Here is a 17665-nt window from a genome sequence, read left to right as displayed (position 1 = left end):
AGTGGCCGACCCCGCCCGATTGCGTGCCGACTGCGCGAACTGCTTCGCGCTGTGCTGTGTCGCGCCCGCGTTCGCCAAGTCGGCGGACTTCGCGGTCGACAAGCCCGCGGGCACGCCGTGCCGCAACCTGCTCGACGACTTCCGCTGCGGGATCCACACCAGGCTGCGGACGTCCGGCTTCACCGGGTGCACGGTGTTCGACTGCTTCGGCGCGGGCCAGCAGGTCTCCCAGGTGACCTTCGGCGGCCAGGACTGGCGGTCCGCGCCGAAGCGGGCGAAGCCGATGTTCGAGGTGTTCGCCGCCATGCGGCACCTGCACGAGCTGCTCTACTACCTGACCGAGGCCGAGTCCCTGGCCCCGAGCATGCGCGACGAGCTCAAACGTGCCCGCGAGGGCATCGAGACCCTCACCCAGGGCGACCCGGACAGCCTGCGTGGACTGGACGTGTCGGTCCACCAAGGCGCGGTCAACACACTGCTGCTGCTGGCAAGCGAGCTGGTCCGGTCCGGAGTCCCCAGGAAGAAGGAGCGCCGGGGAGCCGACCTGATCGGGGCGAGGCTGAGCGGCGCCGATCTGCGGGGCGCGAACCTGCGCGGGGCCTACCTGATCGGCGCGGACCTGCGCGCCGCCGACCTGCGGCTGGCCGACGTCATCGGCGCCGACTTCCGCGACGCGGACCTGCGAGGCGCCGACCTGCGTGAGAGCCTCTTCCTCATCCAATCGCAGGTGGACGCCGCCAAGGGGAACGCCGAGACGAAGCTGCCGGTGACGCTCACAGCGCCGTCGCACTGGTGATTCGGTCTCGACTGTCGATCCGGCCGTGTTCCGTTCGTATAGGGGACAGGAACCGACGGAAGGACTCGAACATGTGCAGGATCGTGGCCGTGAACAGCGTGACCGTCGACGGCGTCACCCAGGCCCCCGGACACCCGGACGAGGACCGCCGCGGCGGGTTCACCCAAGGTGGCTGGGCGGCGCCCTACGGCGACTCGGTGTTCGCCGACGCGATGGCCAAGAGCATGAGCACCACCGGTGCGCTGCTGTTCGGCCGCCGGACCTATGAGCACTTCTTCGCGGTCTGGCCGAACCAGCCGGAGCCGAACCCGTTCACCGACGTGCTCAACCGCACCCGCAAGTACGTCGCCTCCCGGACCCTGACCGAACCGCTCCCGTGGCAGAACTCCACGCTGCTCGCAGGCGAGGCCGCGGCCGCGGTGCGCGAACTCAAGAAGCAGCCGGGCAAGGATGTGGTGATACTCGGAAGCGGAGCACTGGTCCGGTCGCTGATGGCCCACGGGCTCGTCGACGAGTTCCTGCTCGCGATCCACCCGGTGGTGCTCGGGTCGGGGCAGCGGCTCTTCGACGGGGCCACGGCGTCGCTGCGGCTGACCGAGAGCGTCACGACGACCACCGGCGTGGTCGTGGCGACCTACCGGGCCGAGGAGGGCACTCGATGAAGCAGTACCTGCTCAGCGTCTACCAGCCCGACGGGGACCTGCCGCCCGCGGAGATCCTCGAGCCGATCATGCGTGAGCTGCTGGCCTGGAACCAGGAACTGCGCGACGCGGGCGCCTGGGTGTTCGGCGCCGGCCTGCACCCGCCGAGCACGGCCACCGTGGTCCGGGTGAGGGATTCGGAGCTGCTCATGACCGACGGGCCGTTCGTCGAGGGCAAGGAGCACCTGGGCGGGTTCACCGTGATCACGGCGCCCGACCTGGACGCGGCGGTGGCGTGGGGCCGCAGGCTTGCCGAGATCACCACCCTGCCGATCGAGGTCCGGCCGCTGCAGGGAACCTGATGGACATCGCCCGCGTCTTCCGCGAGGAGTACGGGCGCGCGGTGTCCGTGCTGGTCCGGGCCTTCGGCGATATCGACCTCGCGGAGGAGGCCGTGCAGGACGCCTTCGCCGAGGCGGTCAAGCGGTGGCCGTCGAGCGGACCGCCGCCGAGCCCGGCCGGGTGGATCATCACCACGGCCCGCAACCGCGCCATCGACCGGCTGCGCCGTGAGTCCACCCGAGCGGAGCGGCAGGCCGCGGCCATCCTCGCGGTCGACGAACCGGGGGAGGAGGGCGTGGTGGGCGACGACCGGCTGCGGCTGATCTTCACCTGCTGCCACCCGGCGTTGGCCCCGGCCGCGCAGGTGGCGTTGACGCTGCGGCTGCTCGGCGGGCTGACCACCGCGGAGATCGCCCGCGCGTTCCTTGTCCCGGAACCGACGATGGCGCAGCGGCTGGTGCGCGCCAAGGGCAAGATCCGCGACGCGGGGATTCCCTACCGGGTGCCGGACGACCTGGCGGCCCGGCTGCGGCCGGTGCTCGCGGTGGTCTACCTGGTGTTCAACGAGGGCTATCTGGCCAGTTCCGGCGGGGAACTGGTGCGCGACGACTTGTGCGCGGAGGCGATCCGGCTCGGCAGGCTGCTCGTCGAGCTGATGCCGGAGGAGCCGGAGGTGGTCGGGCTGCTCGCCCTCATGCTGCTCACCGCCTCCCGATCGGCCGCGCGCACGGACACCGATGGCGCCGTGGTCCTGCTGCGCGACCAGGACCGCACCCGCTGGAACCGCCACCTGATCGCCGAGGGCCAGGCCCTCGTCCGCTGGTGCCTGCGGCGGGGAGCGCCGGGGCCGTACCAGCTCCAGGCGGCGATCAACGCCGTCCACAGCGACTCCGCGTCAGCCGTCGACACGGACTGGCCGCAGATCGTCGCCCTCTACGACCAGTTGCTCGCCATGGCCCCGACCCCGATCGTGGCGCTCAACCGCGCGGTCGCCGTCGCCGAGGTCGCCGGGCCCAGGGCGGCACTGGCCATCGTCGACGACCTGAACCTCGATGCGTACCACCTGTTCCACGCCATCCGGGCCGACCTGCTCCGCCGCCTCGGCTGGGTCGAACAGGCGGCGGACGCCTACGACGCCGCGATCGCCCGCGCGGACAACGCCGCTGAGCGTGAACTGCTGTGTCGGCGGCGGGAGACGTTGACCGCTTGAGGGTGTCCACCGGGTCGGTCGCGCGGTGCCACGGCATGATGCGGGGGTGACCATTCCGAACCCGCGCACCGTGGTCGCCACCCGGTACGTCACCCCGCTACGTGAAGGCGGGTCGCTGCCCGGGCTGGTCGAGGCCGACGACCTGGGCATGTACGTCCTGAAGTTCCGGGGCGCGGGACAGGGCATCAAGGTGCTCGTCGCGGAGCTGGTCGTCGGGGAACTGGCGCGGGCGCTGGGTTTCCGGGTGCCGGAGATCGTGCTGGCCGACCTTGACCCCGAACTCGCCCGTGCCGAGCCGGACCAGGAGGTCCAGGACCTGCTGCGGGCCAGCGGTGGCCTGAACCTGGGATTCGACTACCTGCCCGGGGTGTTCGACTTCAACCCGCTGGTGCGCGATCCCGGCCCCGACCTGGCGGCGCACCTGCTGTGGTTCGACGCGCTGGTGCTCAACGTCGACCGGAGCTGGCGCAACCCGAACTTGCTGCTGTGGCACCGCGATGTCTGGCTGATCGACCACGGCGCCGCCCTGTATTTCCACCATGGCTGGTCGGCGGGCTGGAAGCCTTCGGCGGACTACCGCTACGACGGCGCCGACCACGTGATGATGCCGGTCGCCGGTTCGGTCGCCGATGCGGACGCCGAACTCAAGCCCCTGATCACCCGCGACGTGCTCCGCGACGTGCTCGCCATCGTCCCCGACGCGTGGCTCGTGCAGGACGGCATGACGCCGACGGAGCTCCGAGCCGCCTACACCGCCTTTTTCGAATCACGGCTGGCGTCCTCGCCGCGCTGGGTCGAGACCCTGGAGGCCGCTCGTGCCGCACGTGTTTGAGTACGCCTTGTTGCGCGCGGTTCCCCGCCAGGACCGGGGCGAGTCGATCAACATCGGCATCCTGCTTTACTGCGCGCCGCTGGACTACCTGCGGTGCCGGACCCACGTGGACCCGGACCGGCTGCGCGCGCTGGACCCCGGGATCGACCTGGAAGTGTTGGCCGACAGCCTCGACCATCTCTGCGGCAGCTGCGAGTCCGACGAGGCAGGCCCGGTCACCGAGATCACCCCAGGGCGGCGGTTCCGGTGGCTGACCGCGCCACGCAGCACTCTGGTTCAGACTTCGCCCACCCACACGGGGTTGACTAGCGATCCGGATGCCGATCTTGATCGGCTCTTTCGGCGGCTGGTGCTGCCGCCGGAGGCCTGACCGGCGCCGTCCGCGCCGCCGGCCTGCCCGCTGTCCGGATTCGGGCGACCGCCGCCGCCATCGACACGATCGCGATGGCCAGGCACAGGAACAGGCCCGGCCCGGCGTTGGAGACGACGTCTTCCGGGTTCAGGTTGAGCAGGGCGAGCCGGGCCGGGTCGAGTTCCGGCAGCGTCACCCACCGGATGATCACCAGCACCACCGCCGTGACCGCGAGCAGCAGCCACACCACCGACACACCGGGCAGTCGAACGCCGAACGCCCGTGCCAGCAGCAAAGCCGCGGCGAGCAACAGCGCGAGAACGGCGAGCCAGGCGACCGGGCCGCTGCTCCACGCCGTCGACGTCGTGCGGAATCCGATCTGCTCCACCATGTCGGCGAACTGGCCGGTGACCCGTTGCCAGGGGAAGAAACTGACGACGAGGGCGCCGAGCCCGGCGAGGATGCCGACCCATTCCAGTGGGCTGAACCGCCCGGTCCGGTCTGCCGAAGTCACCCGCGGCCACCTTTCGTATGTCCGTTTGGAACAGCCAGTATGCGCCCGGACCGGTGGCCTCGGCAGCGCGAAGCCCTCGGCTGGAGTCGCCCTTCAGGTTCGGCTCCGAGTCAGCGCAGCGAGTCCGGGCGGTTCGGGTCCTGGCCCGGCGGCAGCGGCGGCACGCTGGTCTCCGGCGGCGCACCCGGCCCGGCGAGGGTCGGTCCGTCACCCTGCTGCGGCGGGCGCCGCACGTCGCCACGCCACGCGCCGGTCTCGTGGCCCTGGCCCTCGATGAATTCCTTGAACCGGTGCAGGTCGCCGTCGATGCGGTGCCCGATCACCCCGAGCGCGGCGCCCGCCTTCTCCGTGAGCGTGTCCGGCTCGTACTCCATCTGCAGGTTGACCCGCGTGGTCTTGTCGTCGAGGCGGTGGAACGTCACCACACCGGCCTGCTCCTGGCCCGCCACCGACTTCCACGCGATGCGCTCATCCGGGTGCTGTTCGGTGATCTCGGTGTCGAACTCGCGGTGCACCCCGCCGATCGTGGTCTCCCAGTGGTTGCGCGTGGGGGTGACCTGGATGACCCGGTCCACGCCGTCCATGAACGCCGGGAACGACTCGAACTGGGTCCACTGGTTGTAGACCGTGGACACCGGCGCGGTCACGTCGACAGACTTCTCGATCGTGGTCATTCGCACTCCTTAGGTCGTGGGCTACACCCGTGACCTACCCCTGTCGGCTGAGACCTACACGTGCCGTGGTTGAACCGACTCGCTCTGGGTAGCCCGAGGAAGGGAAAGGAGCGACATGATCACTGCCAGGGAACTGATGACAGCGGACGTCACCTGCGTGCGCGCGTCCGACACCGTGATGGACGCGGCTCGCGCCATGGCTCGGCTGGGCGTCGGGTCGCTGCCGATCCGGGGTGAGGACGACACGCTCAAGGGGATGCTGACCGACCGCGACATCGTGGTGAAGGTGCTGGCCGAGGGCAAGGACCCGATGGCCATGCACGCCGGTGAGCTGGCCCAGGGCGACGCCGTGACGGTCCGCGTCGACGACGACGTGGAGGCCGTGCTGAGCGCCATGGCCGACCACAGCGTGCGCCGGGTGCCGGTCCTGGACGGGGACGATCTCGTGGGCATCATCGCGCAGGCCGACGTGGCCCGGGCGCTGCCCGACCGACCGGTCGGGGACCTGCTCAAGGCCATCTCGACCGACTGAGCCGGAGAACGAAGAACCCCACCGCGCGTCGGGCGCGGTGGGGTTCTTCGTTCTCCGGCTCGGGTTACCGCCCGCGTCGATTCGGCGGTTCGTCCACGTCGATCGGATGCGGGACCTCGCGCGGCGGCGCGGTGCGCGGTGGCACCTCACGCTGGGCCACGTTGGGCTGCAGCACGTCACGCTGCGGAACGTCGCGCGGCTGCGGGACTTCGTTGGTGCGCGGGTCGATCGGGCTCGCGGGTTCGACCGTCTGGGGTTCGGCACGCCGGGTCTCATCGATCCGTGCCCGGGCCGAGTCCTCGTCCACCTGGGCCTCGTCGGCCACGGTGTACGTGTCAAAGGTCCGCTCACGGATGGTGAAGCGGCCAAGGGCCACCGCCGCGAGGAACACGATGAGCGCGCCGAGCCCGGTGTGGAACGCCATCTCGGTCAACACCTGGGCGGCCGTCGACGAGCCAACCGGCTCACCGGTGGCCGGGGTGCCGTTGTTCCACAGCCTGCTGACGGCGGGGCCGAGAATGAACCAGGCGCCGCCGACCGCGGCGAGCCAGCCCCAGAACACGCCGCCACCGCGCCGGTTGGTGGCCATCAGGCCAAGACCGCCGAGCAGCACGGCCAGACCGGGCAGGATGTTGAGCACCAGCCGGTTGCCGGTGAACGTCCAAGCCGTGTCCGGGGTGTACGCGAGCGAGAAGTACGGCCCGATCAGGGGGATCAAGGCACCCCACGCCCCGAGCAGCACCAGCAGCAGGCCGTTGATGGCGCCACGCCGCCGGGGTACGTCCGAGCTCGTGGTGAGCTCTCTGGATGCGCTGACATCCGGGTCATAGCTGGTCATCAGGTACTCCTTCCGACACCAGGCAAGTACCCCGGGTGGCGTCGGTTCATACCTGAACGGCGCTCACGGCTGGGTGATTCCCTTGCGGAGCGTCTGCAGGGTCTTGCTGAGCAGGCGCGACACGTGCATCTGGGACAGCCCGACGCGCGCGGCGATCTCGGTCTGGGTGAGGTTGCCGTAGAAGCGCAACAGCAGGATCCGGCGTTCCCGCGCGGGCAGCCTGCCCAGCAGCGGGCGCAGCGTCTCGTTGTTCTCCACGTCGTGGAACGCCTCGTCCTCGACGCCGATCCGGTCGGCCACGGGCGCGGCGTCCTCGTCGGGGCCGATCATCTCGTCGAGCGAGCGGGAGCGGTACACCGCGCCCGCTTCGAGGCCCTCGTACACCTCCTCGGCGGAGATCCCCAGGTGGGCGGCGATCTCGCGGGGGGTGGGCGCGCGGCCGAGGGTCTGCGACAGCTTCGAGCCCGCCGCGGTCACCGCGAGGTGGCGTTCCTGCAGCCTGCGCGGCACCCGGATGGCCCACCCGGAGTCGCGGAAGTGCCTGCGCACCTCGCCCATCACGGTGGGGATGGCGAAGGACAGGAAGTCCGTGCCGCGGTCGGGGTCGAATCGGTCGATCGCGTTGAGCAGCCCCACGGTCGCCACCTGCAGCAGGTCGTCGTGCGACTCGCCGCGGTGGCTGAACCGCTGGGCGATGTGCTCGGCGATGGGCAGGTGCCCGGTCACGAGCCGCTCCCGGAGGTCGGTGCGCTCCGGGGAGTCGGCGGGCAGTTCCGCCATCGCCTCGAACAGTGGCCGCAGGTGTCCGTAGCCCTCCGACGAGTCTCGGTAGGCGGCGTTGGTCAGCTGCGGTTGGGTCATGCCAGCTCCCGTTCCAGGCTGGGGTCTGCGATGGGGTCGTTGATTGGTGGACTACCACCGATCGGCGAACCTCATTCGCCCACGACCGGGTACGGCCGCATCACGCCTGGTCAGAGCCTTTTCAGTAGGGGTGAAGCTCGGTGGCGACCACACGCGCGATATCGGCGACGACGCGGTTCTGTCCGGGAATGGTCGGGTCAAGGCGGGTCGTGTAGACGGCGATGACCAGCGGCGCCGCGCCCGGCGGCCAGGTGACCGCGATGTCGTTGAGGGCGCCGTAGTCGCCCCCGCCGGTCTTGTCCCCGGTCGTCCAGCCCTTCGGCAGGCCCGCCCGGATTCGCTCGTCGCCGGTCTTGTTGTCGATCAGCCAGCCGGTGAGCTCGGCCCGGTCACCGGGGTGCATGGCGTCGCCGAGGACGAGTTTCCGCAGGTCCCGGGCGATGGCGTCGGGCGTGCTGGTGTCGCGCGGGTCGCCGGGGAGGTTGGTGTTGAGGTCGGTCTCGTAGCGGTCGAGCCGGGTCCACCGGTCGCCGAGGGTGCGGGTGAACTCGCCGATGCCCGAGGGACCGCCGAGTAGGCGCAGCAGGAGATTGCCCGCGGTGTTGTCGCTGGTGGTCATGGTGGCCGCGCACAGCGCGCGCACGGTCATGCCGGTGTCGACGTGCAGTTCGGTGACCGGGGAATGCTTGACGAGGTCGGCGTGGGTGTAGTGGATCACCCGGTCCATCAGGCCTGGGTCTGTGGTGCGGGCTTTGTGCAGGATCGCGGCTGACGCGAGGCATTTGAACGTCGAGCAGAGCGCGAACCGCTCGTGGGCGCGGTAGCGGATGGTCTTGCCGGTCCCGGTGTTGATGGCCGTGACGCCGATGCGGCCGGGGTATCCGGCTTCGAGTTCTCTCAGGGTCCGCTGCGCGCTGGTCGCACTCGCCCGGCCTGCCGCCGCCACGAGGAGCGGGGCGGCGACGGCGGCGGTGAGCAGGGTGCGGCGTGTGTGATCAAGTCCCATGGTTGGAAAGGTACAGACCATGGGTGGAGAAGGTGTGGAGATCAGGTGAGGGGGAGGTGGCCCGCGTCCGGTGTGTCCCACCAGCGCGGCGGGTCGAGATCCTGCTTCTCCGGGGCCGGGAAGAAGAACGGAACCCCCAGCCGTTCGGCCACCGCCTGGCCTTTCTGCACCGCTTCCTCCACCGGATCGAGGCCGCGGAACACCGCGAGACACGTTTCGTCGAAGGAGTCGTGATGGCGACTCGGCCGCCGCACGATCACGCAGACGCAGACCATCGAGCCCCAGGAGTCGCCGTCCCAGTACGCCTCGACCGCGACTGCCTCCTCGCCGAGCGTCGCGGCCTCGGCGAGCATGTCCTCGACGGTGGTCTCCGGTGGCGCGGTGATCCGGCCCTGCTCGATCAGGATGCCGTGCCGGTGATCCACGAGTTCCTTACCCAGCGGGATACCTGGCTTGGGCTCGATACCGGCCCTGTCCCGGAAGGCGACGATCGCGAAGATCATCCGCCGCTGGCAGATGAGGTCATCGATCTCCTCGCGGACGTCCACGGGCACCATCGACCAAGCGGTCCGCGCCTCGCCGTGACGGCAGAGTCGTTCGGGGGCATCGGGGCCGCATCGGTCGCAGTAGTCGTCCACCGCACCAGTCTGACGTCAGTCCGCAGGCCTCGTCAGCTCGCCCCGGCCCAGGAGTTGTTCGAACGGGATCGGGTCGTCGAATCCGTTTGGCCTCGGCCTGGATGGCTTGCCGTTGACCAGGTCGGCGAGTTCCCTCCCCGCACTGGCTACCCGGTCCGCCAAGCCTTGGTCGTCGCCGCCCCAGTCCTCTGTGGCCGCGAACACCGCGGTCGGCGCCACGGTCGCGCGGAGGTAGGCGAACATCGGGCGCAGGGCGTGTTCCAACGCGAGTGAGTGTCGGGCCGTTCCTCCGGTCGCTCCAAGGAGGACTGGCTTGCCCGCGAGGGAATCCGGCTCCAGCACATCGAAGAAGGATTTGAACAGGCCGCTATATGAGGCGTTGAAGATGGGGGAGACGGCGATCAGGGCGTCGGCTTCGACGACCGTGTCGATCGCCGTTCGCAGGGCCGGTGGTGGGAAGCCGGTCAGGAGGTTGTCGGCGATGTCGTGGGCGTGTTCGCGCAGGTTGATCACGCGCACCTCTGCCTGCGCCTCCCGCTGGACCGCCGCCGCGAGGCGGTCGGCCAGCAGGCGGGTGGACGACGGCTCGCTGAGGCCCGCGGACACCACGGCGATGGTGGTCATCGGGCGGCCTGCACGGTCGACGCGGCGAGCAGGCTCTGGTGGGTCGGGGCCTCGGGTACGTTGGCAGGCCGCAGCGCGGCGAATTCCTTGCGCAGCACCGGGATCACTTCCTCGCCGAGCAGGTCGAGCTGCTCCAGCACCGTCTTGAGTGGCAGGCCCGCGTGGTCCACGAGGAACAGTTGCCGCTGGTAGTCGCCGAAGGAGTCGCGGAACGTCAGTGTCTTGTCGATGACCTCCTGCGGGCTGCCCACGGTCAGCGGGGTCTGGTCGGTGAAGTCCTCAAGGGACGGTCCGTGGCCGTAGACCGGCGCGTTGTCGAAGTACGGCCGGAATTCGCGCACCGCGTCCTGGGAGTTCTTGCGCATGAACACTTGCCCGCCGAGGCCGACGATCGCCTGCTCCGCCTTGCCGTGCCCGTAGTGCTCGAAGCGGGCCCGGTAGAGGTTGACGAGCCGGATGAAGTGCTCCCTGGGCCAGAAGATGTTGTTCGCGAAGAACCCGTCCCCGTAGTACGCCGCCTGCTCGGCGATCTCCGGGCTGCGGATCGAGCCGTGCCAGACGAACGGGGGCACGCCGTCGAGTGGGCGCGGGGTCGAGGTGAACGAGCGCAGCGGCGTGCGGAAGCGGCCTTCCCAGTCGACGACGTCCTCGCGCCACAGTCCGCGCAGCAGTGCGTAGTTCTCGATCGCCAGATCGATGCCGTCACGGATGTCCTTGCCGAACCAGGGATAGACCGGGCCGGTGTTCCCGCGGCCCATCATCAGGTCGACCCGCCCGCCCGCGAGGTGTTGCAGCATCGCGAAGTCCTCGGCGATCTTCACCGGGTCGTTCGTCGTGATCAGCGTGGTCGAGGTGGACAGGATCAGCCGCTCGGTGCGCGCGGCGACGTAGCCCAGCATCGTGGTGGGGGACGACGGCACGAACGGCGGGTTGTGGTGCTCGCCGGTGGCGAACACGTCCAGCCCGACCTCCTCGGCCTTGAGCGCGATCGTGACCATCCCCTGGATGCGCTCGGCCTCCGTGGGCGTCGTCCCGGTGGTCGGGTCGGTGGTCACGTCGCCGACGGTGAAGATCCCGAACTGCATGTCCACGCCTCTTCCCAATAGGTAGTTCAGCTCTCAACTATGCCGAACAAAGGCTGATCACCCGGTATTCCCACCCGGCGCGCCGGTATGCGCGCTCTTACGATCCGACCGTGAGCGAATCGGAGGATGAGAGCACGCTGACGGTCGTCCTCGCCGGGGTGATGAACCTGGCCATCGCCATCATGAAGCTCATCGCGGGCGTGATCACCGGCTCGGCGGCGATGCTTGCCGAGGCCGCGCACTCCGTGGCCGACACCTTCACCGAACTGCTGCTCCTCACCGCGCTCAAGGTCTCCGACCGTCCCGCAGACCGGCGCCACCCGTTCGGCTACGGCAAGGCGCGGTACTTCTGGTCGCTGCTGGCGGCGGTGTCGATCTTCGTCTCGGGTGCGGTGTTCGCCCTCTACGAAGGCTTCTCCACGATCTTCGGCGAGCCCGAGGAGTCGACCTCGGCGCACGTGGCGTACCTCGTCCTGATCATCGCCTTCGCGCTGGAGTCGATCTCCTGGACGCAGGCGCGGCGCCAGGTGCGCCGCGAGGCCGCCGAGCAGGGCCGCACCCTCCTCGAACACCTGCGGCACGGCGACGACCCGACGTCGAAGACCGTGCTGTACGAGGACACCGCCGCGCTGCTCGGCCTGCTGATCGCCTTCACCGGTGTCGGCCTGCGCCAGTTCACCGGGTCCTCGGTGTGGGACGGCGTCGCGTCGGTGGCCATCGGGTTGCTGCTCGCGTTCGTCGCGTTCCTCCTCGGGCGGACCAACGCGGGCCTGCTCATCGGCCGCCAGGCCTCGGCGGACCTCGTCTACGCCATCCGTGACACCCTCGCCGCGGCGCGTGAGATCGAAGCCGTGGTCGATCTGCAGACCATGCTCATCGGCACCGACCGTGTCCTGGTGTGCGCACGCGTGGACTTCGATGACGCGCTCACCGCCGCCGATCTCGAACGCGCCTGCGTGCGGCTGGCCACCGACCTGGGCGCGGCCTACCCGGTGATCGCCGAGGTGTTCATCGAACCCGTTCCGCGGTCCGACATGGTCCTCCGGTCGGCTGTCCTGGCCCGCTACGGCAAGCGGTAAAGCCTGCCCCCTGCCTGCCCTGTGATCGTGTGAACGAGTGGTTAACGTAGGTTTGCGTCGTTCCGGTCGTCGGGGGAGGAGTTCTCGGTGGATGTGTCTGTGCTGGTCACCATCGTGGTGGTGACCGCGCTGATCTTCGACTTCACGAACGGCTTCCACGACACGGCCAACGCGATGGCCACGTCGATCGCCACGGGCGCGCTGCGTCCGAAGACGGCGGTGGCGCTGTCGGCGGTGCTGAACCTGGTGGGCGCGTTCCTGTCGGTCGAGGTGGCCAAAACGATCTCCGGCGGGCTGGTCGACGACGCCGCGATCACCCCGGCGGTGGTGTTCGGCGGATTGGTCGGAGCCATCGTCTGGAATCTGCTGACCTGGTACGTCGGCCTGCCGTCGAGTTCGTCGCACGCGCTGTTCGGCGGCCTCATCGGCGCGACCTGGGTCGCCGCGGGCAGCGACGCCGTCCGCTTCGCCAAGCTCGCCGAGAAGGTCCTGGTCCCGGCCCTGGCCGCGCCCCTCATCGCCATGTTCGCGGGCATGGTCGCCACCTATCTGGCTTTCCGCATCACCCGCCGGGCCACCGCGAGCCGCACGCCGCGCGGCTTCCGCATCGGCCAGATCGCCTCCGCGTCGATGCTCTCGCTGGCGCACGGCACGAACGACGCGCAGAAGACGATGGGCATCATCACCCTCACCATGATCAGCGCGGGCAGCCTGCCTCAAGGCTCCGGCCCGCCGGTGTGGGTCATCGTGAGCGCCGGTGCCGCCATCGCCCTTGGCACCTACCTCGGTGGCTGGCGGATCATCCGCACCCTCGGCAAGGGCATCACCGACATCGGGGCGCCGCAGGGCTTCGCCGCCCAGGCCAGCGCCACCGCCGTCATCCTGACCTCGTCGCACCTGGGCATCGCGCTCTCGACCACCCACGTCTGCTCCGGTGGCATCCTCGGCGCGGGCCTCGGCACGCCGCAGGCCAAGGTGCAGTGGGGGACCGCCGGCCGAATGGTGCTCGCCTGGATCATCACCCTGCCCGCCGCGGGCCTGGCAGGCGCTCTCGCGGGCGTCGTCGCCGAGTCCGGGACGTTCGGCACCGTCGTGGTCGCCGTGGTCGGGCTGGCGTTCGGCCTGGGCATCTACCTCCGCTCGCGCCGCGACGTCGTCGGCGCGCACAACGTCAACGACATCCCGGTCGAACCCATCCCCGGTGAGACTGTCGAGACCACTGGTGGGGCAGCCCGATGAACATCAACTGGGCGCTGCTGGTCGAGGTCCTCATCGTGGCCTTCAGCACCGCGGTCGGCACCGTGATCCTGTTCTCGCTCGGGGTGCGCGGCTGGTCCGACCACGCCGACGCCCGCGCGAAGGGCGGATCGAACGTCTTCGGCGTCGCCACGGCCGCGGTGAGTTTCGCGCTGTGCGCGGCGGTCGTGGCCTTCGGTCTCTGGATCATCGTCGCGGGCTGACCCGCCCGCGGGCCGCCTGAGGTGCTCAGGCGGCCCGCGCGGGTGCGACGGTCAGCTCTCGGTCTTGGCGGCGGCGCGGTAGGTCAGCAGCAGCACGTTCGGACCGACCTTGCGGGAGTCGACCAGTTCCAGGTCGCTCATGCCGCCGACCTGGTGGAACAGACGCTTGCCGGAGCCGAGGACGACCGGGTGCACCATCAGGCGGTACTCGTCGACGAGGTCATGGGCGCGCAGGGTGTCGACCAGGGTCGCGCTGCCCGCGACCAGGATGTCGCCCTGGTACTTGGTCTTGAGGTTCGCGACCTCCTCGGCGACGTTGTCGGAGATGACGGTGGTGTTGTTCCACTTCGCCTCGCCGAGGGTCGTGGACACGACGTACTTGGGCATCGAGTTCATCTTGTCGGCGAACCCGGCCTCGTCGGTCATCTCCGGCCACGCCGCGGCGAACGCCTCGTAGGTGTGGCGGCCGAAGAGCTGCGCGTCGCTCGCCATCAGCTCGTCGAACTTGAACTGCTCGCCGTCCGGCGCCGGGGACTTGAAGCTCCAGCCACCGTGCTCGAAGCCCTCGGCGCCGCCCGGGTCCTCGATGACGCCGTCGAGGGAGATGAACTCGGTGACGACCAGCTTGCCCATGATGTGCTCCTTCGGTGTGGCCCCGGGTGGGGCTCTCCTTGCCGTTCACTCACCCGACGAACGCTCCACCGCGGAATCGACAGCCCTCGACAAAGTATTTTCGAGAAACTTCCACCCGAGACCGGAGGACTGCCATGCGCGCCGTCGTGATCACTGAATTCGGCGTGAAACCGCTGGTCGAAGACGTCGACGAGCCCAAGTCGAGTCGCGACGGGGTCGTCGTGCGAGTCGAGGCGACCGGCGTCTGCCGCAGCGACTGGCACGCCTGGCAGGGCCACGACCCGAGTGTCGCGCTGCCGCACGTGGCCGGGCATGAGCTCGCCGGGCGCATCGTCGAAGTCGGGTCGGAGGTGCGCGGTTGGCGGCTGGACGAGCGGGTCACGGTGCCGTTCGTCTGCGCCTGTGGGGCGTGTCCCCAATGCGCGAGCGGCAACCAGCAAGTGTGCGACCGCCAGTTCCAACCCGGCTCCACGCACTGGGGTTCCTTCGCCGAGTTTGTGGCCCTCGACCATGCTGAGGTGAACCTGGTCCGGTTGCCCGGGTCGATCGACTCGGTCGCCGCCGCGGCGCTGGGCTGTCGGTTCGGCACGGCCTTCCGTGCGGTCCTGCGCCAGGGCGAGGTGCGGCCCGGTCAGTGGGTCGCCGTGCATGGGTGCGGCGGCGCGGGGATCTCCGCCGTGTTGATCGCTGTCGCGGCGGGCGCCAGGGTCGTGGCCGTCGACCTGTCGCGGGCGGCTCTGGAGTTGGTGTTGTCGCTGGGCGCGGAGGTGGTGATCGACGCGGGCGAGGTCGATGACGTGGCCGCCGCGGTCCGCGAGGTCACCGGCGGCGGCGCCCACGTGTCGCTCGACTGCGTCGGCCACCCGGCGACCTGCGCGGCTTCGGTGGCGTGCCTGCGCAAACGCGGCAGGCACGTGCAGGTCGGGCTGATGCCGCCGTCGCTCGGCGTCGCGCCGATCCCGATGCACCAGGTGATCGCCGACGAACTGGTTCTGCTCGGCAGCCACGGCGTCCAGGCGCATGAGTACCCGGCGATGCTGAGCATGGTCGAGCGGGCAGGCATGGATCTCTCCCGCCTGGTGGGGCCGCGGATCAGCCTCGACGGTGTCCCAGGCGCGCTGGTCGCGATGAACGACGCCGCGCCCGGCCGCCCCGGTGTCACAGTTGTCGACCTGACCCACGAGTCCCCACCTCCCGACAGTGAGTTCCCGATTCGGGGTGCTCGAACTGAGAACTCGCGGTCGGGAGGTGGGGACTCGCGGGGTTAGATGGCGTCGTCCAGCAGGGCTTCCTCAGGTTCCTCGGCGTCCTCGGTCGGGTTGCCCTCGGCGATGATCCGCCGGTAGCGCAGGGCGATCTCCAGGGACAGCCGCTCCTCCGGATCGGCGAGGCGCTCGCCGAGCAACTGCTCCAGTTGGTGCATGCGGTAGCGCACGGTCTGGGGGTGCACGTCGAGCCGGGTGGCGATCTCGTTGATGCCGCCGCGGGTCTCCAACCAGGCCAGCAGGGTGCTCTCCAGGCGTTCGCGCTGCTTGGCGGTCAGGTTCTCGAACGGGACGAGGACGCGGCCGGTCAGGTGCGAGACCAGGAACTCGTCCGACATCAGGGCCAGCGTCGAGAGGTGCTCGGCGCACAGCGTGATGTTCTTGTCCGGCAGCACACCGCGGTGCACGAGCGTCATCGCCTTGCGCGCGCAGCGCAGCGAAAGGATGGCGTCGCCAAGTTCCACCGTCGGGCCGACCGCGGCCCGCCTGCCGCGCAGTTCCTTCTCCAGCCGGGCGAGGTGGCGGTCCGGGTCGGCCACGACCAGGCACGGCTCGGTGCTCTCCAGGTCGACGAGGACCTCGGGGCCCAGGGCGGTGGCTGGCAGCCGGTGCTGGTCCTCGCGGTATTCGAGGGAGATCACCGCGACCCGCTGCGGGAGTTCCCAGTCGGTCACGCCCGCCAGGTCGGCCAGCGACTGCCGGGCCACCGGCGGGTCGGACAGGATCATCTTGAGTAGCTGCCTGCGGCGTCGCTCCAGTGCGCCGGTGGAGCGGGCCTGGGCGGCGGTGTACCCGGCGATGGCCGCGGTGCACAGCTCGTCTACCCACGCGAAGATCGCGTCGGCCAGGGCGAACAGCACGTCGTGGGGGATGCCGACGGACCGACCGGCGGCGCTGAGCTGCCGCCAGACGACGCGGGCACCGACCCGGACCGCCGTCTGCAGCGAGTCCATCGTGCGGCCCTCGAGGAACTCGACCCGACCCGCGTAGCGGAACGCGGCTTCCCAGTCCGCCTGCTGGGCGTTGGAGTCGAGGATGTTGTCGAAGCACTTGACCACGGCCATGTCGACCGCGCCGACGAGGACCTCGCGGAACTTGCCGTCGAGCGGCTGGGCGTAAGCGGGAACCGCGCGCTGGATCTCCAGGACCGCGGCCTTCACCAGGTGCGGCGCCATGGGCCGGAGCTTGTGCGCCAGCTCCGGCGGGATCATCCGCCACATCTTCAGCGCGGCGTCGGTCCGGTGCCGGGAACGCAATCGGGCCGGGTCATCACCATTGACCGGTTCGACTTTCCGCAGCGCCGTCGCCGTCAGATCGGCACGCGGGCTTCGCCCGTTCAGTTCGGTCATTAACCCACCTCGTAGGGGAGAATGTGGTGGAACCACCGGGGCGCGGCGGCGGCGTTTGCTCGAATGACGATAAATTCAGCGGATTCAAGTGTCAAATAGCGACCCGTGGCCCGCGTGTCCATGCCAACGATCGGGCGGTTACCGCCGCAGAGTTTGTGTGAGACGGATAGCGCGGAGGTCGAGGCCTGTCCGAACGTGACAAAGCTACTCACGGTGCCGTTATCCCGGGGTTTGCCCAGGGTTTCGGCTACGCTTCGTGACTGTTCGTCTCGCCCTGCAACCCCTGGACGGTCCTTGTCACCACCGGGCAAAACGTATGACTGGAATTGCTTTAGCTTGATAATTGTGCCGGTTTACCTGCGAGATCCGGTATTGCGGGCCGATCTACTGGCCGGTACGTTGCCTGCATATACCGGAGCCGTTTCGAGGTGATTTTCGGCGCGGCTTTGTTCAGGCCCTTCCAGTAATAGCCGGTCCCCCGTTTTTGTGCGGTTGGAGAACAAATGACTCACCGGAAGTTAAAACCGAGGCGTCTCGCCGCCGTGCTGGCGGGCCTCACCGTCACCGGTCTGGTGACGACCAGCCTGTTCGTCTCGGCGGGCGGCGCCACCGCGGCCGAGCTCGACCTCAACTACTCGTGCACGTTCNTGAAGTTGGTCAAGGTCGCGACGATCGAGGGCACGGCTGTCTCGACCGCGCACATCACGGCGCCCGGTTTCGACACCGACCTCGAAGTCCCGGTCACCGTGGAGAAGACCGCGGTCCCCGCGACCGGCGGCTTCACCGTGCGGGCGACTGGCAAGACGCCCTCGCTGAAGTTCCCGCAGGCGGGCCCGATCAAGATCACCGTGCACGACCTGCTGCTCAACATCACCGCGCGCAAGGCCGACGGTTCGCTCGCGAGCATCCCGCCGTCGAACCCGTTCGACGCGCC

At 69.6% G+C, this 17665-nt stretch carries 21 protein-coding genes and 1 pseudogene; 12 read left to right on the top strand and 10 right to left on the bottom strand.

Annotation, left to right across the window (positions count from 1 at the left end; all coding sequences use genetic code 11):
• Window position 1 precedes the first annotated feature (1 nt).
• The 6 genes from GPZ80_RS21900 (at window position 2) to GPZ80_RS21875 (ending at window position 4191) form a co-directional block, all read left to right on the top strand.
• Complete coding sequence (locus tag GPZ80_RS21900; RefSeq protein ID WP_187222880.1) at window positions 2-796, top strand: pentapeptide repeat-containing protein; 795 nt, start codon at window positions 2-4, stop codon at window positions 794-796.
• 71 nt (window positions 797-867) lie between these two features.
• Window positions 868-1458: a dihydrofolate reductase family protein gene (locus GPZ80_RS21895; protein WP_187222879.1), complete on the top strand. Its 591-nt coding sequence runs from the start codon at window positions 868-870 to the stop codon at window positions 1456-1458.
• Window positions 1455-1799, top strand: coding sequence for a YciI family protein (locus GPZ80_RS21890; protein WP_187222878.1), 345 nt, complete (start codon window positions 1455-1457; stop codon window positions 1797-1799). Before GPZ80_RS21895 ends, GPZ80_RS21890 begins: the two co-directional genes overlap by 4 nt.
• A complete protein-coding gene (locus tag GPZ80_RS21885; RefSeq protein WP_187222877.1) occupies window positions 1799-2989 on the top strand; it encodes an RNA polymerase sigma factor in 1191 nt (396 codons plus the stop codon). Before GPZ80_RS21890 ends, GPZ80_RS21885 begins: the two co-directional genes overlap by 1 nt.
• Before the next feature lie 46 nt (window positions 2990-3035).
• Window positions 3036-3821: a HipA family kinase gene (locus tag GPZ80_RS21880; RefSeq protein ID WP_312880491.1), complete on the top strand. Its 786-nt coding sequence runs from the start codon at window positions 3036-3038 to the stop codon at window positions 3819-3821.
• Window positions 3805-4191 (top strand): DUF3037 domain-containing protein, encoded by a 387-nt coding sequence (locus GPZ80_RS21875; protein WP_187222876.1) that lies wholly within the window; start codon window positions 3805-3807, stop codon window positions 4189-4191. Before GPZ80_RS21880 ends, GPZ80_RS21875 begins: the two co-directional genes overlap by 17 nt.
• Here GPZ80_RS21875 and GPZ80_RS21870 read toward each other — a convergent pair.
• Window positions 4127-4687 carry a hypothetical protein gene (locus GPZ80_RS21870; protein WP_187222875.1) on the bottom strand — a complete coding sequence of 187 codons (561 nt, stop codon included), beginning with the start codon at window positions 4685-4687 and terminating at the stop codon, window positions 4127-4129. The genes GPZ80_RS21875 and GPZ80_RS21870 overlap by 65 nt on opposite strands.
• Before the next feature lie 110 nt (window positions 4688-4797).
• A complete protein-coding gene (locus tag GPZ80_RS21865; protein WP_187222874.1) occupies window positions 4798-5361 on the bottom strand; it encodes an SRPBCC family protein in 564 nt (187 codons plus the stop codon).
• 115 nt (window positions 5362-5476) lie between these two features.
• Here GPZ80_RS21865 and GPZ80_RS21860 point away from each other — a divergent pair, with 115 nt between their 5' ends.
• Window positions 5477-5893, top strand: coding sequence for a CBS domain-containing protein (locus GPZ80_RS21860; protein ID WP_187222873.1), 417 nt, complete (start codon window positions 5477-5479; stop codon window positions 5891-5893).
• Window positions 5894-5957: 64 nt separating this feature from the next.
• Here GPZ80_RS21860 and GPZ80_RS21855 read toward each other — a convergent pair whose 3' ends face one another.
• The 6 genes from GPZ80_RS21855 to GPZ80_RS21830 form a co-directional block, all read right to left on the bottom strand.
• Complete coding sequence (locus tag GPZ80_RS21855; protein WP_187222872.1) at window positions 5958-6731, bottom strand: hypothetical protein; 774 nt, start codon at window positions 6729-6731, stop codon at window positions 5958-5960.
• Between the two features lie 63 nt (window positions 6732-6794).
• Window positions 6795-7592 (bottom strand): RNA polymerase sigma factor SigF, encoded by a 798-nt coding sequence (locus tag GPZ80_RS21850; RefSeq protein ID WP_187222871.1) that lies wholly within the window; start codon window positions 7590-7592, stop codon window positions 6795-6797.
• A gap of 121 nt (window positions 7593-7713) precedes the next feature.
• Entirely contained in the window at window positions 7714-8598 is an 885-nt protein-coding gene (bla, locus tag GPZ80_RS21845) for a class A beta-lactamase (RefSeq protein ID WP_187222870.1), read from the bottom strand.
• Between the two features lie 41 nt (window positions 8599-8639).
• Window positions 8640-9236 (bottom strand): hypothetical protein, encoded by a 597-nt coding sequence (locus GPZ80_RS21840; RefSeq protein WP_187222869.1) that lies wholly within the window; start codon window positions 9234-9236, stop codon window positions 8640-8642.
• Window positions 9237-9251: 15 nt separating this feature from the next.
• A complete protein-coding gene (locus GPZ80_RS21835) occupies window positions 9252-9860 on the bottom strand; it encodes an FMN reductase (protein WP_187222868.1) in 609 nt (202 codons plus the stop codon).
• Window positions 9857-10945: an LLM class flavin-dependent oxidoreductase gene (locus GPZ80_RS21830; RefSeq protein WP_187223071.1), complete on the bottom strand. Its 1089-nt coding sequence runs from the start codon at window positions 10943-10945 to the stop codon at window positions 9857-9859. The genes GPZ80_RS21835 and GPZ80_RS21830 overlap by 4 nt, the downstream gene beginning before the upstream one ends.
• A 110-nt stretch (window positions 10946-11055) precedes the next feature.
• Between GPZ80_RS21830 and GPZ80_RS21825 the strand changes: the two genes are divergently transcribed.
• The 3 genes from GPZ80_RS21825 to GPZ80_RS21815 all read left to right on the top strand — a co-directional run bounded on the left by GPZ80_RS21825 (window position 11056) and on the right by GPZ80_RS21815 (window position 13484).
• Complete coding sequence (locus GPZ80_RS21825) at window positions 11056-12024, top strand: cation diffusion facilitator family transporter (RefSeq protein WP_187222867.1); 969 nt, start codon at window positions 11056-11058, stop codon at window positions 12022-12024.
• 87 nt (window positions 12025-12111) lie between these two features.
• On the top strand, window positions 12112-13263 hold the full coding sequence (locus tag GPZ80_RS21820; RefSeq protein ID WP_187222866.1) for an inorganic phosphate transporter: 1152 nt from the start codon (window positions 12112-12114) through the stop codon (window positions 13261-13263).
• Window positions 13260-13484: a hypothetical protein gene (locus tag GPZ80_RS21815; RefSeq protein WP_187222865.1), complete on the top strand. Its 225-nt coding sequence runs from the start codon at window positions 13260-13262 to the stop codon at window positions 13482-13484. The genes GPZ80_RS21820 and GPZ80_RS21815 overlap by 4 nt, the downstream gene beginning before the upstream one ends.
• A 51-nt stretch (window positions 13485-13535) precedes the next feature.
• Here GPZ80_RS21815 and GPZ80_RS21810 read toward each other — a convergent pair whose 3' ends face one another.
• Window positions 13536-14117 carry a dihydrofolate reductase family protein gene (locus tag GPZ80_RS21810; RefSeq protein ID WP_187222864.1) on the bottom strand — a complete coding sequence of 194 codons (582 nt, stop codon included), beginning with the start codon at window positions 14115-14117 and terminating at the stop codon, window positions 13536-13538.
• A gap of 134 nt (window positions 14118-14251) precedes the next feature.
• Between GPZ80_RS21810 and GPZ80_RS21805 the strand changes: the two genes are divergently transcribed.
• Window positions 14252-15385 carry a zinc-dependent alcohol dehydrogenase family protein gene (locus GPZ80_RS21805; RefSeq protein WP_187222863.1) on the top strand — a complete coding sequence of 378 codons (1134 nt, stop codon included), beginning with the start codon at window positions 14252-14254 and terminating at the stop codon, window positions 15383-15385.
• Here GPZ80_RS21805 and GPZ80_RS21800 read toward each other — a convergent pair.
• Window positions 15382-16731: a PucR family transcriptional regulator gene (locus tag GPZ80_RS21800; protein WP_187222862.1), complete on the bottom strand. Its 1350-nt coding sequence runs from the start codon at window positions 16729-16731 to the stop codon at window positions 15382-15384. The two genes, GPZ80_RS21805 and GPZ80_RS21800, sit on opposite strands and share 4 nt — an antisense overlap.
• Before the next feature lie 503 nt (window positions 16732-17234).
• Here GPZ80_RS21800 and GPZ80_RS33780 point away from each other — a divergent pair.
• Window positions 17235-17665 (top strand): annotated as a pseudogene (locus tag GPZ80_RS33780) (hypothetical protein); the annotation flags it as partial.

Source organism: Actinokineospora xionganensis (genome assembly GCF_014323725.1).
Classification (GTDB): Bacteria; Actinomycetota; Actinomycetes; order Mycobacteriales; family Pseudonocardiaceae; genus Actinokineospora; species Actinokineospora xionganensis.
Note: the sequence above shows the minus strand (reverse complement) of the source record. Positions and strands in the feature narration are given on the sequence as shown.